The organism is Paenibacillus mucilaginosus 3016 (assembly GCF_000250655.1).
In the GTDB taxonomy this organism is placed as follows: Bacteria; Bacillota; Bacilli; order Paenibacillales; family NBRC-103111; genus Paenibacillus_G; species Paenibacillus_G mucilaginosus.
On sequence record NC_016935.1, the window covers coordinates 2,721,591 to 2,743,304 of the forward strand.

The following is a 21,714-nucleotide window of genomic DNA, read 5'->3' on the forward strand; positions in this document are numbered from 1 at the left end:
CAGTGGGGGAGCGGAAACACGAAGGCTAATCATACCATTGGTGGGGGAATGCTTGATGAAGTCATGGACGAAACGAAAGCGGTATACTTCATTCACGATGATTCTCGGGTCGGCTCTGCTGGCCGCCGGATGTACCGGGGGGCAGGGCGGGGAGGAGGCGGCGAAGCCGCAGACCGAGGAGAGCGGCAAGAGCGCGAATGCGAATTTCACTTATCCCATGCCGGGGAATATTGAACTGACTTATATGACGGAGGCGCTGGGGGGCATTCCCGCCAGGGCGCCGATCGACGACGAATACCAGAAGCGCACCGGCATCGCGATCAAGCATCTCGGCGGCACGCCGATGACCGATCAGAAGTTCAGCCTGCTGCTCGCCTCCGGCGAACTGCCGGATATTTTCCTCAATACGTGGCTGCAGTATCCGGGCGGACCGGACAAGGCGGTGGAGCAGGGGTATATTCTGAAGCTGAACGACCTCATCGACCAGCATGCGCCGAACCTCAAGAAAGCGCTTCAGGAGCATCCGGAGATCGACAAGATGATCAAGACCGATAACGGCACCTACTACGCGTTCCCGTTCATCCGCTCGGAGGCGGGCCGGGTGTACGGCGGTCCCATCATCCGCAAGGATTGGCTGGACGAGCTCGGGCTCAGCGTGCCGGAGACTATCGACGAATGGCATACGGTGCTCAAGGCCTTCAAGGAGAAGAAGAACGCCGCGGCGCCGGTCACCTTCCGCACGATGTTCCTGGGGGAGCGCACGGCCGGCTTCGCAGGCGCTTACGGTGTCATGGGCAACTACTACGTCAAGAACGGCAAGGTCGTCTACGGCTATCTCGAGCCGGAGTACAAGGAATACCTGAAGACGATGAACCAGTGGTACAAGGAAGGGCTGATTGACAAAGACTTCGCTTCGATCGATGCGGCGACGGTGGATAAGAAAATGACGTCGGGTGTCAGCGGAGCCACGTTCGGGTGGCAGTTCTATATCGAGAAGTATAACGCCGCCGCCCAGGCTGCCGATCCGAAGGCCAATTATGTCGCCGCGCCGTATCCGGTGCTGAAGAAAGGCACGAAGCCGGAATTCGGCCAGCTCGACAACGCGTATGCGGGCACGAGCTCTGCGGCCATCTCGGCGAAGACGAAGAACGTGGAGGCGGCCATGCGGTGGCTGGACTACGCTTATTCCGAGGAAGGCAGCATGCTCAATACGTTCGGCATCGAGGGCGTGACGTATGTGCTGAAGGACGGCAAGCCCGTATACAAGGATCTTGTCGTGAAGAATCCGGAGGGGCTCGGCAGCGACCAGGTCATGATGCAGTATGCCCACGGGACGAACTTCCCGATGATCCAGCGGGACAACCATCTGCCCGCCAAATACCAGCAGACCAAGGATGCCCTCGATATCTGGCGGAACACGAATCATGCCCAACATCTGCTGCCGCCGGTGACGCCGACCGCAGAGGAGGCCGATGAGATGGCGAGCATCATGAACGACATCAACGCCCTGGTCAAAGAGGCGGAGCTGAAGATCATCCTGGGCGCCGAGCCGGTGGAAGCCTATGACAAATATGTGGAGCAGATGAAGGGGCTCGGCATCGAGCGCGCGCTGGAGATTCAGCAGGCGGCGTACGAGCGCTACCTGAAGCGGTAACGTTCGAAAGGGAATACCTCTTCACGCTAAACGCAAAGTCCGAAGGGCTGATCCGGAAGCTTCAAGCCGGAGCGGTACTTTTCAGGCGGAGACCGTGGACGCGGCCTTGGAGCCTGCCCAAGGCTGCCCTCCCCGGTTCCTGCCCATCATGAGCTGAATAAGGGACGGTGGTGTGATTTGATCAGCTTAAGGAAAGACCTCACCCGCAACAAGTGGCTGTATCTCATGATGCTCCCTGTGCTGGTGCATTACATTGCCTTTCACTATGCGCCGATGTACGGCGCGATGATCGCCTTCAAGCAGTTTGTGCCGGCCAGGGGCATCTGGGGGAGCGAGTGGGTCGGGTTCAAGCACTTCGAGAGCTTCTTCTCGAGCATTTACTTCTTCCGGGTCATCAAGAATACGGTCCTGCTCAGCCTGACGAATCTCGTCTTCGGCTTTCCCGCCCCGATTATCCTCGCCCTGCTGCTGAACGAGCTGAAGAGCAGCCTCTTCCGGCGTATTACCCAGACGATCACGTACATGCCGCACTTCATCACCCTGGTCGTCGTGGCCGGCATTATCCGGTACTTCACCCTGTCCGACGGGCTGATCAACGACGTGATCGCCTTCTTCGGCGGGGAGCGGGCGGCGTTCCTGCAGCAGCCGGAATCCTTCCGGCCGATCTATGTTATCAGCGAGATCTGGCAGCAGGTCGGATGGGGCACGATCATCTATCTCGCGGCGATCGCCGGCATCGACCAGCAGCAGTATGAGGCGGCCAAGATCGACGGGGCCACGAAGCTCGGCCAGATCTGGCACATCACCCTGCCGGGCATCCTGCCCACGGTCATGATCATGCTGATCCTGGCACTCGGCAACCTGATGAATGTCGGCTTTGAGAAGATTATTCTGCTTTACAGCGCGAGTATCTACGAGACGGCGGACGTCATCTCGACCTTTGTGTACCGGAAGGGGATTCTGGAATTCAACTATGGCTACAGCACCGCCGTAGGGCTGTTCAATTCCCTGATCAATTTCGGCATTCTGCTGGCAGCCAACTACCTCAGCAAGAAGGTCAGCCAGAACAGCCTGTGGTAAGGAGGGATTTCGGTGATCAAACCGACACTGGGCGAACGTATATTTGATATCGTCAACTATTTGATCATGATTGTATTGATCATAGCAACACTGTATCCCCTGCTGTATATCTTGTTCTCGTCGCTGAGCGACGGCAACCGGCTGATCTCCTTCGACGGAATCCTGCTCTGGCCCCAGGGCTTTTCCCTGGACGGCTACAAGGCGGTATTCAGCAACGCAGCCCTGATGCAGGGCTTCAAAAACACGCTCTTCGTGCTGATTGTCGGCGTGGCGATTAACCTGACGATGACCTCGCTCGGCGCCTACTTCCTTTCCCGGGACGATGTGAAGCTGAGCAGGCCGATCATGATGTTCGTCGTGTTCACGATGTTTTTCCAGGGGGGACTGATTCCCTTCTATCTCATCGTGAAGGCGTACGGGCTGACCAATACGCTGTGGTCGCTGATTCTTCCGTCGGCCGTGAGCACCTTCAACCTGATCATCATGCGGACGTACTTCCAGTCGCTGCCGAAGGAGCTAGAAGAATCGGCGTTCCTGGACGGGGCCGGGCACTTCACGATCCTCTTCCGCATCTTCATCCCGCTCTCGATGCCGGTGGTGGCCGTGATGATCCTGTACTACGGGGTTGGTCATTGGAACAGCTGGTTCTCCGCCATGATCTTCCTGCGGGATCAGACTTTGTTCCCTGTTCAACTGGTGGTCCGCAATATAATTCTGGAAAATGATAACGCCAATATGATAGGGACGACGACGCTGGCGCAGAGCCAGAGCGTGGCCGAGACGCTGAAGTATGCGGCGATCATGGTGACGACGGGGCCGATCCTGCTGCTGTATCCCTTCCTGCAGAAGTACTTTGTCAAAGGAGTTATGGTAGGCGCGTTAAAGGGCTGAGCAGCGCGGACAGTGAACGGTTGTGTGATAATGAGGCAAATGAGACACGATCCCAAAAACCCATGAAGAGGTGTACCCATGACGGTTGTTGCTTCGAAAGTAAGCCTGCAGCATCGGAGAGTCATTCCCTTCGACACGGACTGGCTGTTCACGAAAGGAAATTATGCGGGAGCGAAAAACCCCGGCTTCGATGACAGCCGGTGGCGGCGGCTCGATGTGCCGCACGACTGGAGCATCGAAGAAGCGTTCGACCCGGAGATGGAGCACGGCGGCAGCCACGCTTATCTGCCCCGGTGGACGGTTGCCTGGTACCGGAAGAAATTCACGTTGGATGAGGCGGACCAAGCACGAAGGATCGTCATCGAATTCGACGGCGTCCATAACAACAGCGAAGTCTGGATCAACGGACATTACCTCGGCAGCAGACCTTACGGATACGTCCCTTTTCAATATGACCTCACCCCATATCTCCACCGGGACGGGGAGAATGTGCTGTCGGTGAAGGTGGACAATACGGTCATGCCTCCGGACCGCTGGTACTCCGGCTCGGGGATCTACCGGCATGTCCGGCTGCTCTCCACGGATCCTGTGCAGGTGGCGCAGTGGGGCACTTACATCACCACACCGCAAGTCTCGGAGGCCTCGGCGAAAGTCGTGATCCGCACGAACGTCCGCAACGGCTATGCGGAGGCAAAGGCGTGCACGGTCACGACGGAGATCGTGGATGCGGACGGAGCCGTCGTCGGCAGGGGCGAATCGAAGGCCGTCGTTCCGGGCGGGGAGACCGCCGAATCCGCGCAAGAGATTCGGGTGGAGACGCCGAAGCGGTGGAGTCCGGAGCAGCCGTCCTTGTACCATGCCTATACCACGGTGGCTGTCGACGGTCAGGTGACCGATGACTATATCACGCCGCTGGGGATCCGGGAGATCCGGTTCGATAGCCGGGAGGGCTTCTTCGTCAACGGAGTGGGCACGAAGCTGAAGGGTGTCTGCATTCACCACGATCTCGGCTGCCTCGGAGCGGCTTACAACGACCGCGCCATGGAGCGCCGGCTCGCCGTGCTGAAGGAGATGGGCTGCAACGCGGTCCGCTTCGCCCACAACCCGATGACGGCGGAACTGCTCGATCTGTGCGACCGGATGGGCTTCCTCGTGGTCGACGAGGCGTTCGACAAGTGGAAATCGCTGTACTACGCGGAGCTGTTCGATGAATGGTGGCAGGCCGACCTGGAGGCCATGCTGCTGAGGGACCGCAACCACCCGAGCATCTTCCTGTGGAGCGTCGGGAACGAAGTGGAGCAGCAGGGGCAGGACTCCATGCTCGAGATGCTGGACCTGCTCGTGAAGCACTGCCATACCGTGGACCCAACCCGCCCGGTGACCTGCGCGCTCGAGCCGCATAACTGGCCGATGAGCCTGCGCAGCGGCACGGTCGAGGAGAAGGTGGCGCATACCCGGAAGCTGGCGGAGCGGGTGGACATCCTCGGCCTGAACTACCAGGAGCAGTGGTATGAGCAGTACCGCGAAGCGATGCCGGATACCCTCATCCTGGGAACCGAGACCTTCCCGTTCTACCGGGGCAAGGGCAGCCGGGTGAAGGGCTACGAACCGGTCAATCCGTGGTTCGACGTCGTGAAGCACGACTATGTCATCGGCCAATTCGTCTGGGCGGGCATCGACTATCTGGGCGAATCCGCCTACCCGTCCAAAGGCTGGTCCTCGGGCCTGATCGATACGTGCGGCTTCCGCAAGCCGGTCTCGTATCTGCAGGAGAGCTTGTGGTCGGAAGAGCCGATGGTGCAGATCGCCGTGTTCGACGACACGCTGGAGCAGGGGCATACACCGCAGTGGACGAAGCACTGGATGTCGCCGCCGATGGCCTCCCACTGGACCTTCCCGCACTATGAAGGCAGGCTGCTGAGGCTGGTGACCTTCACGAACTGCGAGAGCGTGGAGCTGGTCGTGGGCGACGAGTCCTACGAGGAGAAGCGGCTCGCCGACCATCCGGACCGCCTGATGGTCTGGCATCTGCCTTATGCGCCGGGCCGGGTGAAGGCGGTCGGCCGGATCGGGGGCCGGATCGTGTGCACCCACGAGCTCGTAACCGCAGGGGAAGCCAGGCAGCTGACCCTGCAGGCCGATCGCACCCGGCTTGCCGCAGACGGCATCGACCTTGCGCACGTGGAAGTGATCGTGACCGATGAGCAAGGGGTGCCCGTACCGGGTGCGAAGCATGCGATCTCCTTCTCGCTCGAGGGGGAGGGCACGATCCTCGGCGTGGATAACGGGGATCTGAACAGTGACGAGCCGTATAAGGCGAACGCCAGATCCGCGTACCACGGCCGGTGCCTGGTGGTGGTGCAGGCGGGCAAGCAGGCCGGGACATTACGGCTGACGGCTTCGGCCGAGGGGCTGGAAGCGGCGGCCGTGACGATCGTATGTGAGTAGACGGGCTGTGCGGCTGCGGGGTTGAGGCCAGGAGAGCAGCGGAGCTCCTGTCTGCGATGCTGGCTGCGGACGGTGACCGAAGGTCCGGCCGTTCACAGCCTGAGGGCGGCGAGATGTCTCGTTGTGACATCCGCAGCGGAATGAAGGCGGACCGGCCATGAGGCACAAGACGGCCGGCCAAGCGTATCCCGGATCCGCCTCCCGGAATAGCGCCTTGGAGTGAAACCCCGTATGGAAGCTCATATCAAAGCTCATATCGAAGATCATATCCAAGCTCAGATCAAAGGCCCGTATCAAAGCCTCGTATCACGGCCCCCATGGACATATAGCAGCAGCCCCCCGGCTTAAACAGGGGGGCTGCTTGCATATGGGGGAGAGCCCTCAAAACGCTGATCCTGCAAATTTCTACTTGTATACAAGTGTGAGTGCGAGTACAATAGCTTTATCGGAAAGCTTGTATACAAGTTGATGGATAGCCTATGGAATCCAAAGAAGGGAAGGGGATACCCATTCCAAACATCACTTCGGAAGGCTCAGCCCAGCGCAAATCGCAGGGGGTGTATGAGGCCATCCGCGACGACATCGTGTCTCTGCGGCTCGTGCCCGGGAGCATGATCTACGAGAACGAGCTCGTCGAAGAGCTCGGGATCAGCCGCACGCCGATCCGCGAGGCGATCCGGCTGCTCGTCAGCGAAGGGCTGCTGGAGGTGCTACCGCAGCGGGGGACCCGGATCGCCCGGATCTCCTTGCGCAAGGTGGCCGAAGCGCGGTTTATCCGCGGGCAGCTCGAGCTCGGCGCGTTCCGGCTCGCTGCGCGGCTGTGGCATCCCGGCGAGCACGGGGGCGTCAAGGCCGAGGCGGAGGAGCTGCTCGCGAAGCAGCGTGAGGCGGCGGAGGCCGGGGATGCGGCGCGGTTCCTGCAGCTCGACGAAGCGTTCCACCAGGCGGTGATCGGCGTCAACGGCAATGCGACCCTGCAGCAGGTCATCACCCAGATGCGGGGGCACTTGAACCGGCTGCGGTGCCTGGCCCTGCGGCAGTACCACTACATGCCGCAGATGATCGAGGAGCACCAGGGCCTGCTGGAGGCGGTCGAGCAGGGCAATGAGGCCCTTGCAGCCGAGCGGCTGGAGCATCATTTGGGCAAGCTGGATGTCGAGCTGCCCGAGCTGCGGAGCGCTTATCCGGACTATTTTCAAGAATAAAAGGGGACTTGTGCGATGAGAATGGTGTTCCGGTGGTATGGGGAAGGCAACGATACGGTCTCCCTGAAGCAGATCAAGCAGATTCCCGGTGTCGAAGGCATCGTATGGGCGCTGCATGATGTGCCGGTCGGCGAAGAATGGCCGATGGACAAGATCGAGGCTTACAAGCGGCAGGCGGACGAATACGGGCTTCACCTGGAAGTCGTCGAGAGCGTGAACGTGCATGAGGACATCAAGCTGGGCCTGCCCTCGCGGGATGTGTATATCGACAATTACATCCGGACGATCGAGAAGCTGGCGAAAGTCGGAGCGAAGACGATCTGCTACAATTTCATGCCGGTCTTCGATTGGATCCGCACCGATCTGTTCAAGGCGCACGAAGACGGATCGACGGCCCTGTTCTACGAGAAGGCCAAGGTGGAAGAGATGAATCCGCAGGAGCTCGTGAGCAAAATCGCGCTGAACCCCGACTTCACGATGCCCGGCTGGGAGCCGGAGCGGCTGCGCAGGCTGGCCCCGCTCTTCGACGCTTACAAGGAAGTGTCGGAGGAGGATCTGTGGAACAACCTCCAGTATTTCCTGGAGCGGGTCATCCCGGTCGCCGAGCAGCATGACATCCGGATGGCGATTCACCCGGACGATCCGCCCTGGCCGATCTTCGGCCTGCCGAGAATCATGACCGGGCGGGAGAACTTCCGGAGGCTGCTGAAGCTGGTCGACAGCCCGTCCAACGGGCTTACGCTGTGCAGCGGCTCGCTCGGAGCCAATCCGTCCAATGACATACCGGCGATGGTCCGGGAGTTCGCGGACCGGATTCCGTTCGCGCACATCCGCAACGTGAAGGTGTACGAGAACGGCGATTTTATCGAAACGTCCCACCGGGCCTGCGACGGCACCGTGGATATCGTGGACATTGTCCGGGCGTACCATGAGAACGGCTTCACCGGCTACGCGAGACCGGACCACGGACGCCATATCTGGGATGAGCAGTGCCGTCCGGGTTACGGGCTGTACGACCGGGCGCTGGGGATTATGTATTTGTGGGGCATATGGGATGCCCTGGAACGAAATGCGAAGGAGAGTGCCTGATGATACCGGTACATACGAATCTGCAGGGAAAAGTCGCCGTCGTGACGGGCGGCAGCGGGGTGCTCTGCTCCGCGATGGCGGAGGAGCTCGGCCGCCATGGGGTCAAGGTGGCGATCCTGAACCGCACGGCGGAGAAAGGAGAGGCGGTCGCGCAGCGGATCCGCGAGGCGGGAGGCGAAGCGCTGGCCGTCGCGTGCGATGTTCTGAGCGCGGAGAACGTGCAGGCGGCGGCGGACATCATCAGCGGGAAGCTCGGGCCGTGCGACATCCTGATCAACGGGGCGGGCGGCAACCACCCGAAGGGCAGCACGACCAACGAGACGCTGAAGCCGGAGGATCTGCTCAACAAGGAGATCACGACCTTCTTCGACCTGACGGACGAGGGCTTCGGCTTCGTGTTCAACCTGAACTTCCTGGGGACGCTGATCCCGACGCAGGTGTTTGCGAAGCAGATGATTAACAAGCCGGGGGCTGTGGTCATCAACATCTCTTCGATGAGCGCGCCGAGTCCGATGACGAAGGTGCCGGCCTACAGTGCGGCGAAGGCGGCGATCAACAACTTCACCCAGTGGCTCGCCGTGCATATGGCCGACGTCGGCATCCGGGTCAACGCGATCGCGCCGGGCTTCTTCCTCACGGAGCAGAACCGCCGGCTCCTGACGAACGAGGACGGCTCGCTGACCGAGCGCTCCCACAAGATCATCACGCACACCCCGATGCGCCGGTTCGGCCGGCCGGACGACCTGATCGGTACGCTGATCTGGCTGGCCGACGACAGCATGTCCGGGTTCGTGACCGGCATTACGGTGCCGGTGGACGGCGGGTTCATGGCCTACGCGGGAGTGTGAGGGAGCTGATGGCGCACCTGACGGTAAGAGAGGTCATCCGGTCGCTGGAGGAGCCCGTAGGCGTGCTCGAGAAGACGGTCGACACCCTCAAATGCGGAAGTCCGGATAGGGTGGTGACCGGTATTGTCACGGCATTCATGCCGACGCAGCACGTCCTGGAGCAGGCGGCGGCCCTGGGGGCCAATCTGGTGGTCGCCCACGAGGGGGCGTATTACAGCCACCATGACCCGGCCGATTTCCTCGAACAGGATCCCGTGTATCTGGAGAAGCGGCAGTGGATCGAAGCCTCGGGACTGGCGATCTACCGCTTCCATGATTACTGGCACCGGTACCGGCCGGACGGGATTATGACCGGCCTGCTGCAGAGCCTCGGCTGGGAGGAGTACGTCGTGGAGGATCTTCCTGCCGCTACCATCCTCGAGGTTCCCGCCCTAACTCTGGGGGAGGCGGCCGAGGTAGTCAAAAGCCGCCTCGGCCTCGCCTTTGTCCGGGTGAGCGGCGATCTGTCCACGCCGTGTACGCGGATCGGCCTGCTGGCCGGCTACCGGGGCGGAGGGGGCAGCGCGATCCCGCTGTTCGGGAAAGGGCAGGTCGACCTGATCATTGCCGGCGAAGGGCCGGAGTGGGAGACGCCCGAGTACGTCCGGGATGCCGTTCACCAGGGCAGGCCGAAGGGGCTGATCATGCTCGGCCATGCGGAGAGCGAAGAGCCCGGCATGCGGTACCTGGCGGAGCTTCTACAGCGCCGGTTCCCGGAAGTGCCCGTGCACTTTCTCGCGGATAAGCCGGTGTTCCGGGCGGTATAGCACGTTATATTGAGCGGCAGGGGGAGGAGTGACACGCGCCGGTACGGCCATGGCCGCTGCCCCCCTGCGTTTCCGAAGGCTCTCCAGATCAAGCTTGGAGAGCCACTCTTTTTACACAGCTGCTTATGTCGCCTTTACGTGCCTCTTCTTCCGCTTGGGCGTGCTGCCTCCGGTATTCGCTCGGGGAGCTCCCCGTCCACCGCTTGAACTGGCGGCTGAAGTGGGCGATGTCCTTGTACCCCAGCACGGAAGAGATCTGTTCGACGGAGAGCAGGGAGTTCGACAGAAGCACCTTGGCTTCCTGAAGTACAAGCTCGGACAGGTACGCCCGGGGGGCGGTGCCGTACACCTGCCGGAAGACGCGGGAGCAGTGGGACGTGCTGATCCCGAGCTCGGCGGCGATGTCGTCGATGCCGTAGTGGCGTTCAAGCGGGATGCCCTGCTTGAAGTGCTGGCTGGCAAGCCCCTGCAGGCGGCTGCGGATCTGGTGGGCGAGCTCGGCCTTCTCGTAGGAAGCGGCGAGCGTGTCCGCTTCCTGGGATACCGCCTCCCACAAGGCGCCGAACAGATCGAAGATCGCCGAGTGCAGCCGCATCCGCTGGGCCATCGTCGCCGTGCCGGCGAGGCGGGTGATCCCGATCAGCCTAGCAAGCAGGGGATCGACCTGCCGGGTCAGCGGGCTGTCCCGGTGGAACAGCGTCTGCTGCAAACGCCCCAGCATGGACAGGAACAGCGGATCGTCGATGCTGAAGTGGATGCAGAAATACGTGAACGGCTGCCCGTTTGCGCTCCGGCTGGCATGCGTCTGACCGGGGCGGATCACCATGAGGTCGCCGGCCTGCTGGTGCAGCGGGACGCCCTCAACTTTCATCAGCTGCTCTCCTTCGAGCAGGTAATTAATTTCGAACTGGGAATGCTCATGCATCGGGTAATCCCAGCTTCCGCTCACCTGGCGCAGGTGAATCCCGAACAGGTTGATCGTGGTATTGACATCGGGCAGAAGGACTTCGTCGATGATGTGCCCTAGAGAGGGCGGAGGATACGAGCCGGCCATGGGTGTTTGCTCCTTTTTCAATGTCTGAAGAACTTGTGAATCACGGTGGTGTCCGCGCTGTAGAGCTCCGTCTTCTCAGGCTGCTCTAATCGGTGAGTTTTGGCAGCGTTCGCACGGTCTGAGAGCGGTTGATCAGTCCAACGTCATCTGGTTCTTTCCTTTCCGCTGGTCTATCGTGTATGCGTTTACCCTATTTGCGTTTCAGTATAGCATACCGGCCCGATTTGGGTAAATTACTGCGCGATTTGACAATGGTTCCGCCGGAGACGGCTGTGCTAGGATGGACGTAATCTGACAGATCCGGCGTAAGCTCCGGCTGCATTGAGGGAGGAACACACGATGTCGAATGCGAACCTGTTTTTTAACGCACACCATGCACCGATCGGCGCTTTTGCCAGTTTTACGTTGGGCTTCCGCGGCAAGCGCGGCGGATTGGGCCTGGAGCTCGGCAAGCCTGCCGACGAGAATATCTATATCGGCTTTGAGTCCCGCAGCGGGGGGTATTATGAGGCGCTCCCGTTCTTCGAAGAGGTCGAGGATGCCAGCAGCCGCTATGACGTGGAGAAGGCGGGAGAAAAGGGTAAGGCGAGCGGCCTGGTCTCCTTCGGAGAAAGCTTGATCACGCGGGAGTTCAAGACGGGCACGGATACGTGGCGGGCGGGAGACCTGACGTTCCGCGTGTATTCGCCGGTCCGCTCCGTGCCCGATCCGGGGGCAGCCGACCCGGTCCGGCTCAAGGAAGCGATCGTGCCGGCCGTCTTCGCCGAGCTGACGCTCGATAACACGCAGGGCACCACCGCGCGCCGGGGCTTCTTCGGCTATGAGGGCAGCGACCCCTACAGTGCGATGCGCCGACTGGACGACACGGCGCAGGGCGGGCTGACAGGAGTCGGACAAGGACGGTCCACAGCGATCGCCACGAAGGACGAAGGCGTGGTCAGCGCGCTCGGCTTCTCGCTGGAGCGCATCCTGGAGGCGAAGTTCCCGCACAACTACGCCTTCGGTCTCGGCGGCACGGGCGCACTGCTGATGGAAGTGCCTCCCGGCGAGAAGCGCACTTACCGCTTCGCGGTCTGCTTTTACCGCGGGGGTCTGGTCACGTCGGGGATCGACGCGTCCTACTACTACGCCCGCTACTTCCATTCCATTGAGGAAGTGGCCGGCTATGCGCTGGACCGGTTCGCCGACCTAACGGCTTCCTGCGCCGCCGCCGACGAGTGGATCGGTGCCGAAGCGCTGTCCCCGGACCAGCGGTTCATGCTCGACCACGCGATCCACAGCTACTACGGCAGCACACAGCTGCTGGATGCCTCCGGCCAAGCGATCTGGGTCGTCAACGAGGGCGAGTACCGGATGATGAACACGCTGGACTTGACGGCGGACCAGCTGTTCTATGAGCTCATCATGAACCCGTGGACGGTGCGCAACGAGCTTGAGCTGTTCGTGAACCGGTACAGCTACGAGGATAAGGTGCGCTTCCCCGGCGACGAGACGGAGTATCCGGGCGGCCTGACGTTCACGCATGATATGGGCGTGGCGAACGTATTCTCCCGCCCGCAGTATTCCGCTTACGAGCTGGCCGGCATCAGCGACTGCTTCTCCTACATGAGCCATGAGGAGCTCGTCAACTGGCTCTGCTGCGCACTCGTCTACATCGAGCAGACGCAGGACCGGGAGTTTGCGGCGAAGCAGCTGCCGGTGATCCGGCAGTGCTTCGAGAGCATGCTGAACCGGGATCATCCCGAAGCGGAGAAGCGCAACGGGCTGATGGGCCTCGACAGCAGCCGCACGCAGGGCGGCGCGGAGATCTCGACCTACGACAGCCTGGACGTGTCGCTGGGCCAGTCGCGCAACAACATCTACCTCGCCGGCAAGTGCTGGGCGGTCTATGTCGGGCTCGAGAAGCTGTTCGCACATGAAGGCCTCGGCGAGCTCTCCCGCGAAGCGGGTCTGCAGGCGGAGCGATGCGCTTCGACGATCGCCGCCCAGCTGACGGACGGCGGCTATATTCCGGCCGTGATCGGCGAGAACAACGATTCCCGGATCATCCCGGCGATCGAGGGGCTCGTGTTCCCTTACTTCACGGGCTGCGGGGAGGCCCTCGAGCCCCAGGGCCGCTTCGGTACGTACATCCAGGCGCTCACGAAGCACCTGGAGACCGTGCTCGCACCGGGCGTGTGCCTGTTCGAAGACGGTGCCTGGAAGCTGTCTTCGACGAGCAATAACTCCTGGCTCAGCAAAATCTACCTGTGCCAGTTCATCGCAAGAACGATTCTCGGCGTCTCCCGGGATGAGGGCGGGGCGAAAGCCGATGCGGCGCACGTCCGCTGGCTGCTCCATCCGCAGCTGTCCTACTGGTGCTGGAGCGACCAGATCCTCTCCGGGGAGATTATCGGCAGCAAGTATTATCCGCGCGGCGTCACCGCGATTCTATGGCTCTATGAAAAGAAAGGCAGCCGCTTGATCCAAGCGGAAGAAGCAGGAGGAGTGGCACAATGAGTGAGAAGGAGAACGGGAAGCAGGCTGCGGGATATGACGCGTGGCTTGGAACCCTGGAAGGAACAGGAAAGGGGACGATCGAAGGAGCCGGGGCGTGGTTCGGCACGGTCATCGTCAACGAACAGCATGAAGTGATTGAATCCGCGCGTGCGGAGTGGTGCAAAGCCGCAGAGGAACTGTACGGCATCCAGCCTTCCGTGAGTCAAACGGCCGGGGAGGGGGCATCCGGCCTGCTCCTCGGCACATTCGGCAGCAGTGCGCTGCTGGATGAAGCCCTCGGTCCGGATGCCTCGTCAGCTGTGACGGGGCCGGAGGGCTTCCTCATCCGCGCCGACCGGGAGCGGCGCCGCATCGCTGTAGGCGCCAAGACGCCCGCAGGCGTGCTGTACGGCGTGTTCCATCTTCTGCGCCTGCTCCGTACCGGGGCGGTGCCGGAGGAGCTGAACGCCGTGGAGAATCCGGTAAACGGGCTGCGGATGATCAACCAGTGGGACAACATGGACGGCAGCATCGAACGCGGCTATGCCGGGAAGTCCATTTTCTACGAGAACAACCGGATCACGGAGAACCTGGACCGCATCCGCGACTATGCGCGCCTGCTCGCTTCGACGGGGATCAATGCGATCGCGATCAACAACGTGAACGTGCACCGGTACGAAACCATGCTGCTCACGAAGGAGTACCTTCCGGATGTGGCCAAGATAGCGGCCGTCTTCCGCGCTTATGCGATCAAGCTCTTCCTCAGCATCAACTATGCGAGCCCGCTCGAGATCGGCGGCCTGTCCACGGCAGACCCGCTTGATCCGAACGTCCGCGCATGGTGGAAGAGCACGGCAGCTGACGTGTATGCCGCCATTCCGGACTTCGGCGGCTTCCTCGTCAAGGCGGATTCCGAGAACCGTCCCGGCCCGTTCACGTACGGACGGGATCATGCCGACGGCTCCAACATGCTCGCGGAGGCGCTGCAGCCTTATGGCGGCCTGGTGATCTGGCGCTGCTTCGTGTATAACTGCAAGCAGGACTGGCGCGACCGCCAGACGGACCGGGCGCGGGCGGCTTACGATCACTTCATGCCGCTGGACGGCCGCTTCCTGGACAACGTCATCCTGCAGATCAAGAACGGCCCGATGGACTTCCAGGTGCGGGAGCCGGTCTCCCCGCTCTTCGGCGGGCTGGAGGCGACCAACCAGGTCATCGAGTTCCAGATCACCCAGGAATATACGGGACAGCAGCGTCATCTCTGCTACCTGGTGCCGCAGTGGAAGGAAGTGCTCGACTTTGATACGTATGCGAAGGGCGAAGGCTCCCCGGTGAAGCGGATCGTGGACGGTTCGATGTTCGGCAGCCGCCACAGCGGTTTCGCTGCGGTCTCCAACATCGGCGATGACACGAACTGGACCGGACACCTGCTGGCGCAGGCGAATCTGTACGGCTTCGGCCGGCTGGCCTGGAATCCCGAGCTGTCCGCTGAGGAGATTTCCAGGGAATGGATCCGGCAGACGTTCGGTGCGGAGGAGCAGGTCGTCCGTACCGTGATGGGGATGCTCATGGATTCCTGGAGCATCTACGAGTCCTATACGGCGCCTCTCGGCGTGGGCTGGATGGTCAATCCCGATCACCACTACGGGCCGAATGTGGACGGGTATGAGTATTCGAAGTGGGGCACGTACCATTTTGCCGACTGTCATGGGATCGGTGTGGACCGCACCGTGGCCACCGGAACGGGGTACACGGCGCAGTACAAGGGACGCAACGCTGAGGTCTACGAGTCGCCGGCCGACTGCCCGGACGAGCTGCTGCTGTTCTTCCACCACGTGCCGTACACGCACCGGCTGCATTCGGGCAAAACCGTCATTCAGCACATCTACAACACGCACTTCGAAGGCGTCGAGCGGGCGGACGGGCTGAAGGAAGCATGGGCCGGTCTCGCCGGCTCCCTTCCGGATGAGCTGCACGGGCAGGTAGCCGAGCGTCTCGCGCACCAGGCGGTGCACGCCCGGGAATGGCGTGACATCATCAACACGTACTTCTACCGCAAGAGCGGTATCGCGGATGAGCAGGGGCGCACGATCTATTGATCCGGTGCTGCATGAAGCCATGGATCCTGTGGTACATGGAGCAGTGAGGCCTTGCGCAGATCGGAAAGGCGAAGCGGCCCGGGGGCTGCAGTAAAGCTGGTAAAAGTAACGGCAGGGACGAAAGTGCCCTCTGCTTCTCGAACCGTTTGTGCGAGCAGGAGAATGGATGGCGGGAGCTGTTACTTGAACGGGAAGGGCACTCCACAATGGGAGTCATCAGCGGCCGGCCTATCCCCGGCGCTCCTTGTAACTTGTGACGGCAAACGCCCGGTCCTTGCCTGTTCGTTGTAAATTTTGATGGCAAACAGCCCGGTCCTTGCCCGCACGTTGTAACTTGTGACGGCAAACGGCACGATCCTCGCTATTCGCAGAGGCAGATAGGGAGATTTGCCGGTTGTCTCGGCAGATAGCGGAACTGTAGTGCGCTGTTGCCGGGATCATGGCGAGCTGTAACGTATTAGCGGAACTGAGGTTCGCTATTTGGGCCTGGAGGGGGAGAAACCCTCGATTCTCAAGCCAATAAGTAACCTGAGTTCCGCTATTTCTCAGGAAATGATGGGAAATAATGCGATAAGGCATCTGATTTCCGCTATTTTAAGTACTCCTTCGAAGGGCAGATCAGAGGGGACTAAGTAGATAAAATTTCAGGGCGGGGCTTGTCTTCCGCCCTACTTTGCTTTGGGTTCAGTAGAGCCACGCAGAGAGTAGATGAGAGAGGGAGACGAATGGTGGGCTCGAAATTTTACGGGCTGCCTTTCGCATCGTGACCTCTCCGCTAAAAAACACGACTTCAAAAGCGGTTGGAACCCATCCCCATTCCACACCCCCGATCCGGGGGTTTTCTTATTTTTTAAAAGAATTCGAGGATTGCCCTCATTTAGCCCAGCGCCTGCACTCTCTATAATGAAGGTAACAAGCGCAAGCGAAACCAAATGAGAGGTGATCGTATGAACCGTGCTGCAGGTCCGGCCATCCAGGCCGCTTCCGGCCTCAAGAAAAAACGCGGGGCGTTCCTGAAGCGCTGGGACGCTCCGATTGCGGGCTATCTGTTCATCATGCCATGGCTGATCGGTTTTATCGGGCTGACCGCCTATCCGATGCTGCTGTCCCTGTATTACTCCTTCACCGACTATACGCTGATGGAGCCGGTCCAGTGGGTGGGCTTCCGCAACTATGAGCGGATCTTCACCATCGACGAGAAGTTCGCGCAGTCCGTAAAAGTAACGTTCCTCTATGTGCTCGCTTCCGTTCCGCTGAAGCTGATCGCGGCGCTGGCCGTAGCCTTGATCCTGAACAAGGCGGTACGCGGTATATCCGCTTACCGGACGGCGATTTACTTCCCTTCGCTCATCGGGGGCAGCATCGCGGTGTCGCTGCTGTGGCGCAACATTTTTGGCGTCGACGGCTTCTTCAACAGCGTACTGGCGCTCTTCGGCATCGAAGGCCGGGGCTGGATCACGAACCCGGATACCGCGCTCTGGTCGCTCATTCTGCTCACGGTGTGGCAGTTCGGCTCCTCGATGGTCATCTTCCTGGCCGGGCTGAAGCAGATTCCGAAGGACCTGTACGAAGCTTCTTCGGTGGACGGCGCGAGCCGGTGGATGCAGTTCCGGAAGATCACGCTTCCGATGCTCTCCCCGACGCTGTACTTCAATCTCGTGATGGGGATCATCAATGCGTTCCAGATGTTCACCTCAGCCTTCGTCATCACGAACGGCGGTCCGATGAACTCTACCATGGTGTACGCGATGTATCTGTATGAGCGGGCGTTCAGCTCCTACCAGCTCGGCTATGCGTCGGCTCTGGCGTGGGTTATGCTGCTGATGATCGTCGCCGTCTCGGTGACGGTGGCGGCCACGTCCAAATACTGGGTGTTCTACGAAGGCGAAGCCGGGGGGAGGAAGGGCGCATGAAGAACGTCGCACGGCATGCTTTTATGATTCTTTTCAGCCTGATCATGGTGTATCCGGTGATCTGGTGGATCGGCGCCTCGCTCAAGTCGAACAGCGAGCTGAGCTCGCCGAATCTCTTCCCGGCCAAGCCGAAGTGGAGCAACTTCACGGACGGCTGGTACTCCGTGCCGGGGCACTCCTTCACCGAGTTCTATGTGAACACGTTCAGCCTGGAGATTGCGGTGCTGATCGCTACGCTGCTCTCCAGCACACTCGTCGCGTTCGGCTTCGGACGGCTTGATTTTCCGCTGAAGCGGTTCTGGTTCTCGCTGCTCATGCTGACGCTGATGCTCCCCGGCCAGGTGCTCATCATCCCGCAGTATGCGATGTTCCACCAGCTCGGCTGGGTGAACACGTACCTTCCGTTCGTCGTACCGCATCTGCTGGCGGGCGGGGCCGGCGGCACCTTCTTCGTCTTCCTGCTTGTGCAGTTCGTGCGGGGGATACCAAGAGAGCTGGACGAATCGGCCAAAATGGACGGCTGCTCCTGGTTCGGCATCTACCTGCGGATCATCATGCCGCTGATGAAGCCGGCGATCGTGACCGTCACGATCTTCTGCTTCCTGTGGAACTGGGACGACTTCCTCGGCCACCTGCTCTATCTGAACTCGGTCGATAAATACACGGTAGGTCTGGCGATCCGGATGATCAACGATTCCCAGGCGGGCCAGCAGTGGGGTCAGCTCCTGGCGATGTCCCTGGTCTCGATCGTGCCGGCGACCCTGCTGTTCATGTTCCTGCAGCGGTATTTTGTGGAAGGCATTGCAACCTCGGGGATTAAGGGCTAACATGAGTACAGGTTAACAGAAGACCGGAAGGGCAAAGCGGCGAAGCGGCGGGGATTTCGCTGCTTTGCCTTTTGTCTTGAATGACTGAATGACGCGCAGGCGGGGGATCTCAGCTATGACCAATCCGTTCAAACAATACCGGGTCGACCGGTTGTTCTTTCGCAGCTTCGCGGCACTGATCATCGCCGTGCTGGCCATTACAGCGGTTGCCAGCTTCCGGATCTCGTCCAAGGAGCTGGCGACGACCACTTCGTATTATCAGCAGCAGCTGCTGGGGGAGCTCAACAATGAGATTGCCGCCCGGCTCGTGACGGTCGAGCAGATCTCGCTGTCGACCTCCCGGGACGGTGAGCTGATCTCGTTCCTGGCCGAGCGGCGGGACGACTTCGAGCGGCTGCAGCAGTCGAAGAAGGTGGCCCAGACTCTGGCCAATCTCACATACTCCATCCCGCTAATCCAGGGGATCGACCTCTATATGGACCGTCCGGTGATGGGCGACCCGAAGAATTACATCCAGTTCCGGGACTTGTCGCAGGCGCCGGGGGAAGTGTGGTTCGAGGCGATGAAGAGCAACGATTACGCCTGGTCTTCCGAGCATTCGATTCCGAGCGTGCAGGGCGACGTGCCCGTGCTCAGCTTCTCCCGGAACATTATGACGACGGACAGCCGGAAGCTCGGCGTCCTGATCATTCACGTGAAGGCGGATACGATCCGGGCGATCCTTGCCGGCCATTCGGAGGAGGCGAACCGGGTTATGCTGGACGACAGCGGCAGCCCGCTGCTGAAGTCAGGGAATATTCCCCTGGAAGCGATCCCCTCCGGCTGGCTGGACCCGGCGCAGAAGGAGTCGGGGTACGCCCGCATGAAGACCGGCCCGCAGTCCGCCGATACGCTGCTCGTGTACTCGAAGTCGCCGGACACGCACTGGACGATCGTGGAGGTGACGCCCTGGAGCCGCATCTCGGCCGGCAGCTACCGCCTCGCGGAGGTGATCGCTCTGATCGGCGTGGCGGCGGTCGTCCTGACGCTGCTGCTCACCCACTGGCTGAGCAGACAGTTCACGAAGCCGATCAAGCTGCTCCTCTCGGCGATGGGCTCCTACACGCCGGGACGCCAGAAGTCCGAGCTGCCGGAGGATTACCGCAACGAGTTCGGCGTGCTGTTCTCCGGCTACCGCAAGCAGAACGAGCGGATCGAAGAGCTGTACCTCTCGCTGCAGCGCCGTTACGAGCTGCAGCGGCAGGCTGAGATTGAGGCGCTGCAGGCCAATATCAATCCCCACTTCCTGTACAACACGCTGGACCAGCTGAACTGGATGGCGATTGCGGCAGGGCAGGGCGGGATGAGCCGAATCCTGGAGCTGATGGGCCGGATGTTCCGGATCGGGCTGTCGAACGGCAGCAGCTTCATCTCCATCGGCGACGAGCTCCTGCATGTCGAGAGCTACCTGGAGATCCAGCAGCTGCGCTGGGGCAGCGGCCTGGAGTATGAGATCGATGTGCCGTCCGAGCTCAAGACGCTCTACATCCCGAAGCTTACGCTGCAGCCTTTTATCGAGAATTCGGTCACCCATGGATTCCACGGCCGGCGCGAAGGTCGGATCTTGCTGAGCCTGTCCCTTGGCAGCGGCATCATTACGATCCGGATCGAGGATAACGGCTGCGGACTCCGCGGGAAGGCGGAGGACCGGCCTCAGCGGCCGACCGGGGGCTATGGCATCCGCAACGTCAGAGAACGGCTGCTCGGCTACTTCGGCGAAGGCTTCGGGGTCACGCTGGAGGACCGGGAGGAGGGGGGCACCCGGGTAACGGTCCGCATTCCCGAGCTGCCCCAGCCTCCGGTGACCGAGCGACCGGCTGAACCGTAAGGCATCCTTCGTATATTTTGAAGGAGATTGTGCATCTCTCTTCTACCCAAGGAGAATCGGTCTTGGTACGATAATCGTACGGCATCTACCATATAATGCAGGGGGATCGATAAGCATGTTGAAATGGAAACGTTCTCTACACGTACTGCTCGTCGGAGCGCTCGCCGGCTCTCTCGCGGCTTGCAGCAGCGGGGCCGGCACGAACACCGGAGGAAACGGCAGCGGAGCCGCAGCGGCAGGAGACGGCAAAGTGAAGCTGCGCATCATGTGGTGGGGCTCGGCGGAGCGCCACGATGCGACGAAAGCGGTGCTCGACTTATACACGAAGCAGCATCCGAATGTAACCTTCGAGCCGGAGTTCTCCGGGATGGACGGCTATCTGGACAAGCTGTCCACGCAGGCGGCGTCGAACAATGCGCCGGATATATTCCAGCTGGATCCGGGCTGGATCTCGGACTGGGCGGCGCGAAGCCAGCTGGCGCCACTGACGCCGGAGGTCGATCTCGCCAAGGTGGACCCGAAGGTGCTCTCGGGAGGGCAGGCCGGCGGCAAGCAGGTGGCCGTGCCGCTCGGGTCCGTCGCCTACGGCATGATCTACGACAAGGCCGCACTCGACAAGGTGGGCATTGCCGCTCCGAAGGACGGCTGGACCTGGGACGATTTCTTCGCGATGGCGAAGGAAACCAAAGGCAAGCTGCCGAAGGGCCAATACTTCACGAAGGACTTTGCCGGCGACTACTTTGCTTACAGCGCCTACCAGTACAGCAAGGGCAAAGGAACGATCATTACGAACGACGGCAAGTTCAATCTCGACCGGGAGTCTTTCCTCGAGTGGACGAACCAGTTCGCCGAGCTCCGCAAGGAAGGGATCGTTCCGCCGGCGGATCTCAATGCGTCGGATAAGGAATTCGACCCGACGATGGACCTGATGGTGTCGGGCAAAATCATTTTCCGCCTGAGCTTCTCCAACAACTACGGAGCCTGGGACAGTCTGAAGAAAGGCGCCTACGCTCTCGTGACAATGCCGCGCGGGAAGGAAGCCGGCGGCTGGCTGAAGCCTTCGATGTTCTTCGGCGTCTCCGCCCACTCGAAGAACGCGGAGGAGGCCAAGAAGTTCGTGAACTGGTTCGTGAACGATCCGGAGGCCGGCAAAATTCTGAAGACGGTCCGCGGCCTTCCGGTGAACAAGGACATCGCCGCTTCTCTGGAATCGGTCATGAGCGAGACGGACAAGATCGGTCTGGCGCTGCTGCACGCCACGCAGAAGGACGGACAGACCTACACGCCGGGCGCGAAGGGATGGACGAACTTCATCGACAAGGATTGGCCGCTGGTCCGCGACCAGCTCAGCTTCGGCAAGCTGTCGCCGGAGGCCGCCTTCGATCAGCTGAAGAAGAGCGCGCAGAACTACGAGAAATAAGCCTCAGCAGTAAGCAATAAGCAATAAACGGTAAG

General features: G+C 60.9%; 15 protein-coding genes. 14 read left to right on the forward strand and 1 reads right to left on the reverse strand.

Annotated features, from left to right (window positions below):
* Positions 1-55 precede the first annotated feature (55 nt).
* The 8 genes from PM3016_RS11815 to PM3016_RS11850 all read left to right on the forward strand — a co-directional run bounded on the left by PM3016_RS11815 (position 56) and on the right by PM3016_RS11850 (position 10,021).
* Positions 56-1,654 carry an extracellular solute-binding protein gene (locus PM3016_RS11815; protein WP_014369622.1) on the forward strand — a complete coding sequence of 533 codons (1,599 nt, stop codon included), beginning with the start codon at positions 56-58 and terminating at the stop codon, positions 1,652-1,654.
* 177 nt (positions 1,655-1,831) lie between these two features.
* Complete coding sequence (locus PM3016_RS11820; RefSeq protein ID WP_014369623.1) at positions 1,832-2,734, forward strand: ABC transporter permease; 903 nt, start codon at positions 1,832-1,834, stop codon at positions 2,732-2,734.
* Positions 2,735-2,746: 12 nt separating this feature from the next.
* Positions 2,747-3,625: a carbohydrate ABC transporter permease gene (locus tag PM3016_RS11825; protein WP_013915792.1), complete on the forward strand. Its 879-nt coding sequence runs from the start codon at positions 2,747-2,749 to the stop codon at positions 3,623-3,625.
* 78 nt (positions 3,626-3,703) lie between these two features.
* The gene (locus PM3016_RS11830; RefSeq protein WP_014369624.1) at positions 3,704-6,073 is read left to right on the forward strand and encodes a glycoside hydrolase family 2 TIM barrel-domain containing protein; all 2,370 of its coding nucleotides are present in this window, start codon (positions 3,704-3,706) and stop codon (positions 6,071-6,073) included.
* A 479-nt stretch (positions 6,074-6,552) separates the two neighbouring features.
* A complete protein-coding gene (locus tag PM3016_RS11835) occupies positions 6,553-7,278 on the forward strand; it encodes a GntR family transcriptional regulator (protein ID WP_014369625.1) in 726 nt (241 codons plus the stop codon).
* A gap of 15 nt (positions 7,279-7,293) precedes the next feature.
* Positions 7,294-8,367, forward strand: a complete 1,074-nt coding sequence (gene uxuA / locus PM3016_RS11840) for a mannonate dehydratase (protein WP_014369626.1) — start codon at positions 7,294-7,296, stop codon at positions 8,365-8,367.
* Complete coding sequence (locus PM3016_RS11845) at positions 8,367-9,215, forward strand: SDR family oxidoreductase (RefSeq protein ID WP_014369627.1); 849 nt, start codon at positions 8,367-8,369, stop codon at positions 9,213-9,215. Before uxuA ends, PM3016_RS11845 begins: the two co-directional genes overlap by 1 nt.
* An 8-nt stretch (positions 9,216-9,223) precedes the next feature.
* Positions 9,224-10,021 carry a Nif3-like dinuclear metal center hexameric protein gene (locus tag PM3016_RS11850; protein ID WP_014369628.1) on the forward strand — a complete coding sequence of 266 codons (798 nt, stop codon included), beginning with the start codon at positions 9,224-9,226 and terminating at the stop codon, positions 10,019-10,021.
* Positions 10,022-10,109: 88 nt separating this feature from the next.
* On the opposite strand, the gene PM3016_RS11855 is transcribed toward PM3016_RS11850, so the two are convergent.
* A complete protein-coding gene (locus PM3016_RS11855; RefSeq protein ID WP_014369629.1) occupies positions 10,110-11,075 on the reverse strand; it encodes a helix-turn-helix domain-containing protein in 966 nt (321 codons plus the stop codon).
* A 339-nt stretch (positions 11,076-11,414) separates the two neighbouring features.
* On the opposite strand from PM3016_RS11855, the gene PM3016_RS11860 reads away from it, so the two are divergent.
* The 6 genes from PM3016_RS11860 (at position 11,415) to PM3016_RS11885 (ending at position 21,679) form a co-directional block, all read left to right on the forward strand.
* A complete protein-coding gene (locus PM3016_RS11860; RefSeq protein WP_014369630.1) occupies positions 11,415-13,574 on the forward strand; it encodes a glycoside hydrolase family 52 protein in 2,160 nt (719 codons plus the stop codon).
* Positions 13,571-15,652, forward strand: a complete 2,082-nt coding sequence (locus PM3016_RS11865; protein ID WP_014369631.1) for an alpha-glucuronidase family glycosyl hydrolase — start codon at positions 13,571-13,573, stop codon at positions 15,650-15,652. Before PM3016_RS11860 ends, PM3016_RS11865 begins: the two co-directional genes overlap by 4 nt.
* 947 nt (positions 15,653-16,599) lie before the next feature.
* Positions 16,600-17,565, forward strand: coding sequence for a carbohydrate ABC transporter permease (locus tag PM3016_RS11870; protein WP_014369632.1), 966 nt, complete (start codon positions 16,600-16,602; stop codon positions 17,563-17,565).
* Positions 17,562-18,392, forward strand: coding sequence for a carbohydrate ABC transporter permease (locus PM3016_RS11875; RefSeq protein WP_014369633.1), 831 nt, complete (start codon positions 17,562-17,564; stop codon positions 18,390-18,392). The genes PM3016_RS11870 and PM3016_RS11875 overlap by 4 nt, the downstream gene beginning before the upstream one ends.
* A 115-nt stretch (positions 18,393-18,507) precedes the next feature.
* Positions 18,508-20,259, forward strand: coding sequence for a cache domain-containing sensor histidine kinase (locus tag PM3016_RS11880; protein ID WP_014369634.1), 1,752 nt, complete (start codon positions 18,508-18,510; stop codon positions 20,257-20,259).
* A 115-nt stretch (positions 20,260-20,374) separates the two neighbouring features.
* Positions 20,375-21,679: an ABC transporter substrate-binding protein gene (locus tag PM3016_RS11885; protein ID WP_014369635.1), complete on the forward strand. Its 1,305-nt coding sequence runs from the start codon at positions 20,375-20,377 to the stop codon at positions 21,677-21,679.
* Positions 21,680-21,714: the final 35 nt, after the last annotated feature.

Bases quoted from the DNA above. Each gene is read 5' to 3' on its own strand.
- PM3016_RS11815 (WP_014369622.1), top strand. From the start codon at position 56: ATGAAGTCATGGACGAAACGAAAGCGGTATACTTCATTCACGATGATT.
- PM3016_RS11830 (WP_014369624.1), top strand. From the start codon at position 3,704: ATGACGGTTGTTGCTTCGAAAGTAAGCCTGCAGCATCGGAGAGTCATT.
- PM3016_RS11835 (WP_014369625.1), top strand. From the start codon at position 6,553: ATGGAATCCAAAGAAGGGAAGGGGATACCCATTCCAAACATCACTTCG.
- uxuA (WP_014369626.1), top strand. From the start codon at position 7,294: ATGAGAATGGTGTTCCGGTGGTATGGGGAAGGCAACGATACGGTCTCC.
- PM3016_RS11845 (WP_014369627.1), top strand. From the start codon at position 8,367: ATGATACCGGTACATACGAATCTGCAGGGAAAAGTCGCCGTCGTGACG.
- PM3016_RS11850 (WP_014369628.1), top strand. From the start codon at position 9,224: ATGGCGCACCTGACGGTAAGAGAGGTCATCCGGTCGCTGGAGGAGCCC.
- PM3016_RS11855 (WP_014369629.1), bottom strand. From the start codon at position 11,075: ATGGCCGGCTCGTATCCTCCGCCCTCTCTAGGGCACATCATCGACGAA.
- PM3016_RS11860 (WP_014369630.1), top strand. From the start codon at position 11,415: ATGTCGAATGCGAACCTGTTTTTTAACGCACACCATGCACCGATCGGC.
- PM3016_RS11865 (WP_014369631.1), top strand. From the start codon at position 13,571: ATGAGTGAGAAGGAGAACGGGAAGCAGGCTGCGGGATATGACGCGTGG.
- PM3016_RS11870 (WP_014369632.1), top strand. From the start codon at position 16,600: ATGAACCGTGCTGCAGGTCCGGCCATCCAGGCCGCTTCCGGCCTCAAG.
- PM3016_RS11875 (WP_014369633.1), top strand. From the start codon at position 17,562: ATGAAGAACGTCGCACGGCATGCTTTTATGATTCTTTTCAGCCTGATC.
- PM3016_RS11880 (WP_014369634.1), top strand. From the start codon at position 18,508: ATGACCAATCCGTTCAAACAATACCGGGTCGACCGGTTGTTCTTTCGC.
- PM3016_RS11885 (WP_014369635.1), top strand. From the start codon at position 20,375: ATGTTGAAATGGAAACGTTCTCTACACGTACTGCTCGTCGGAGCGCTC.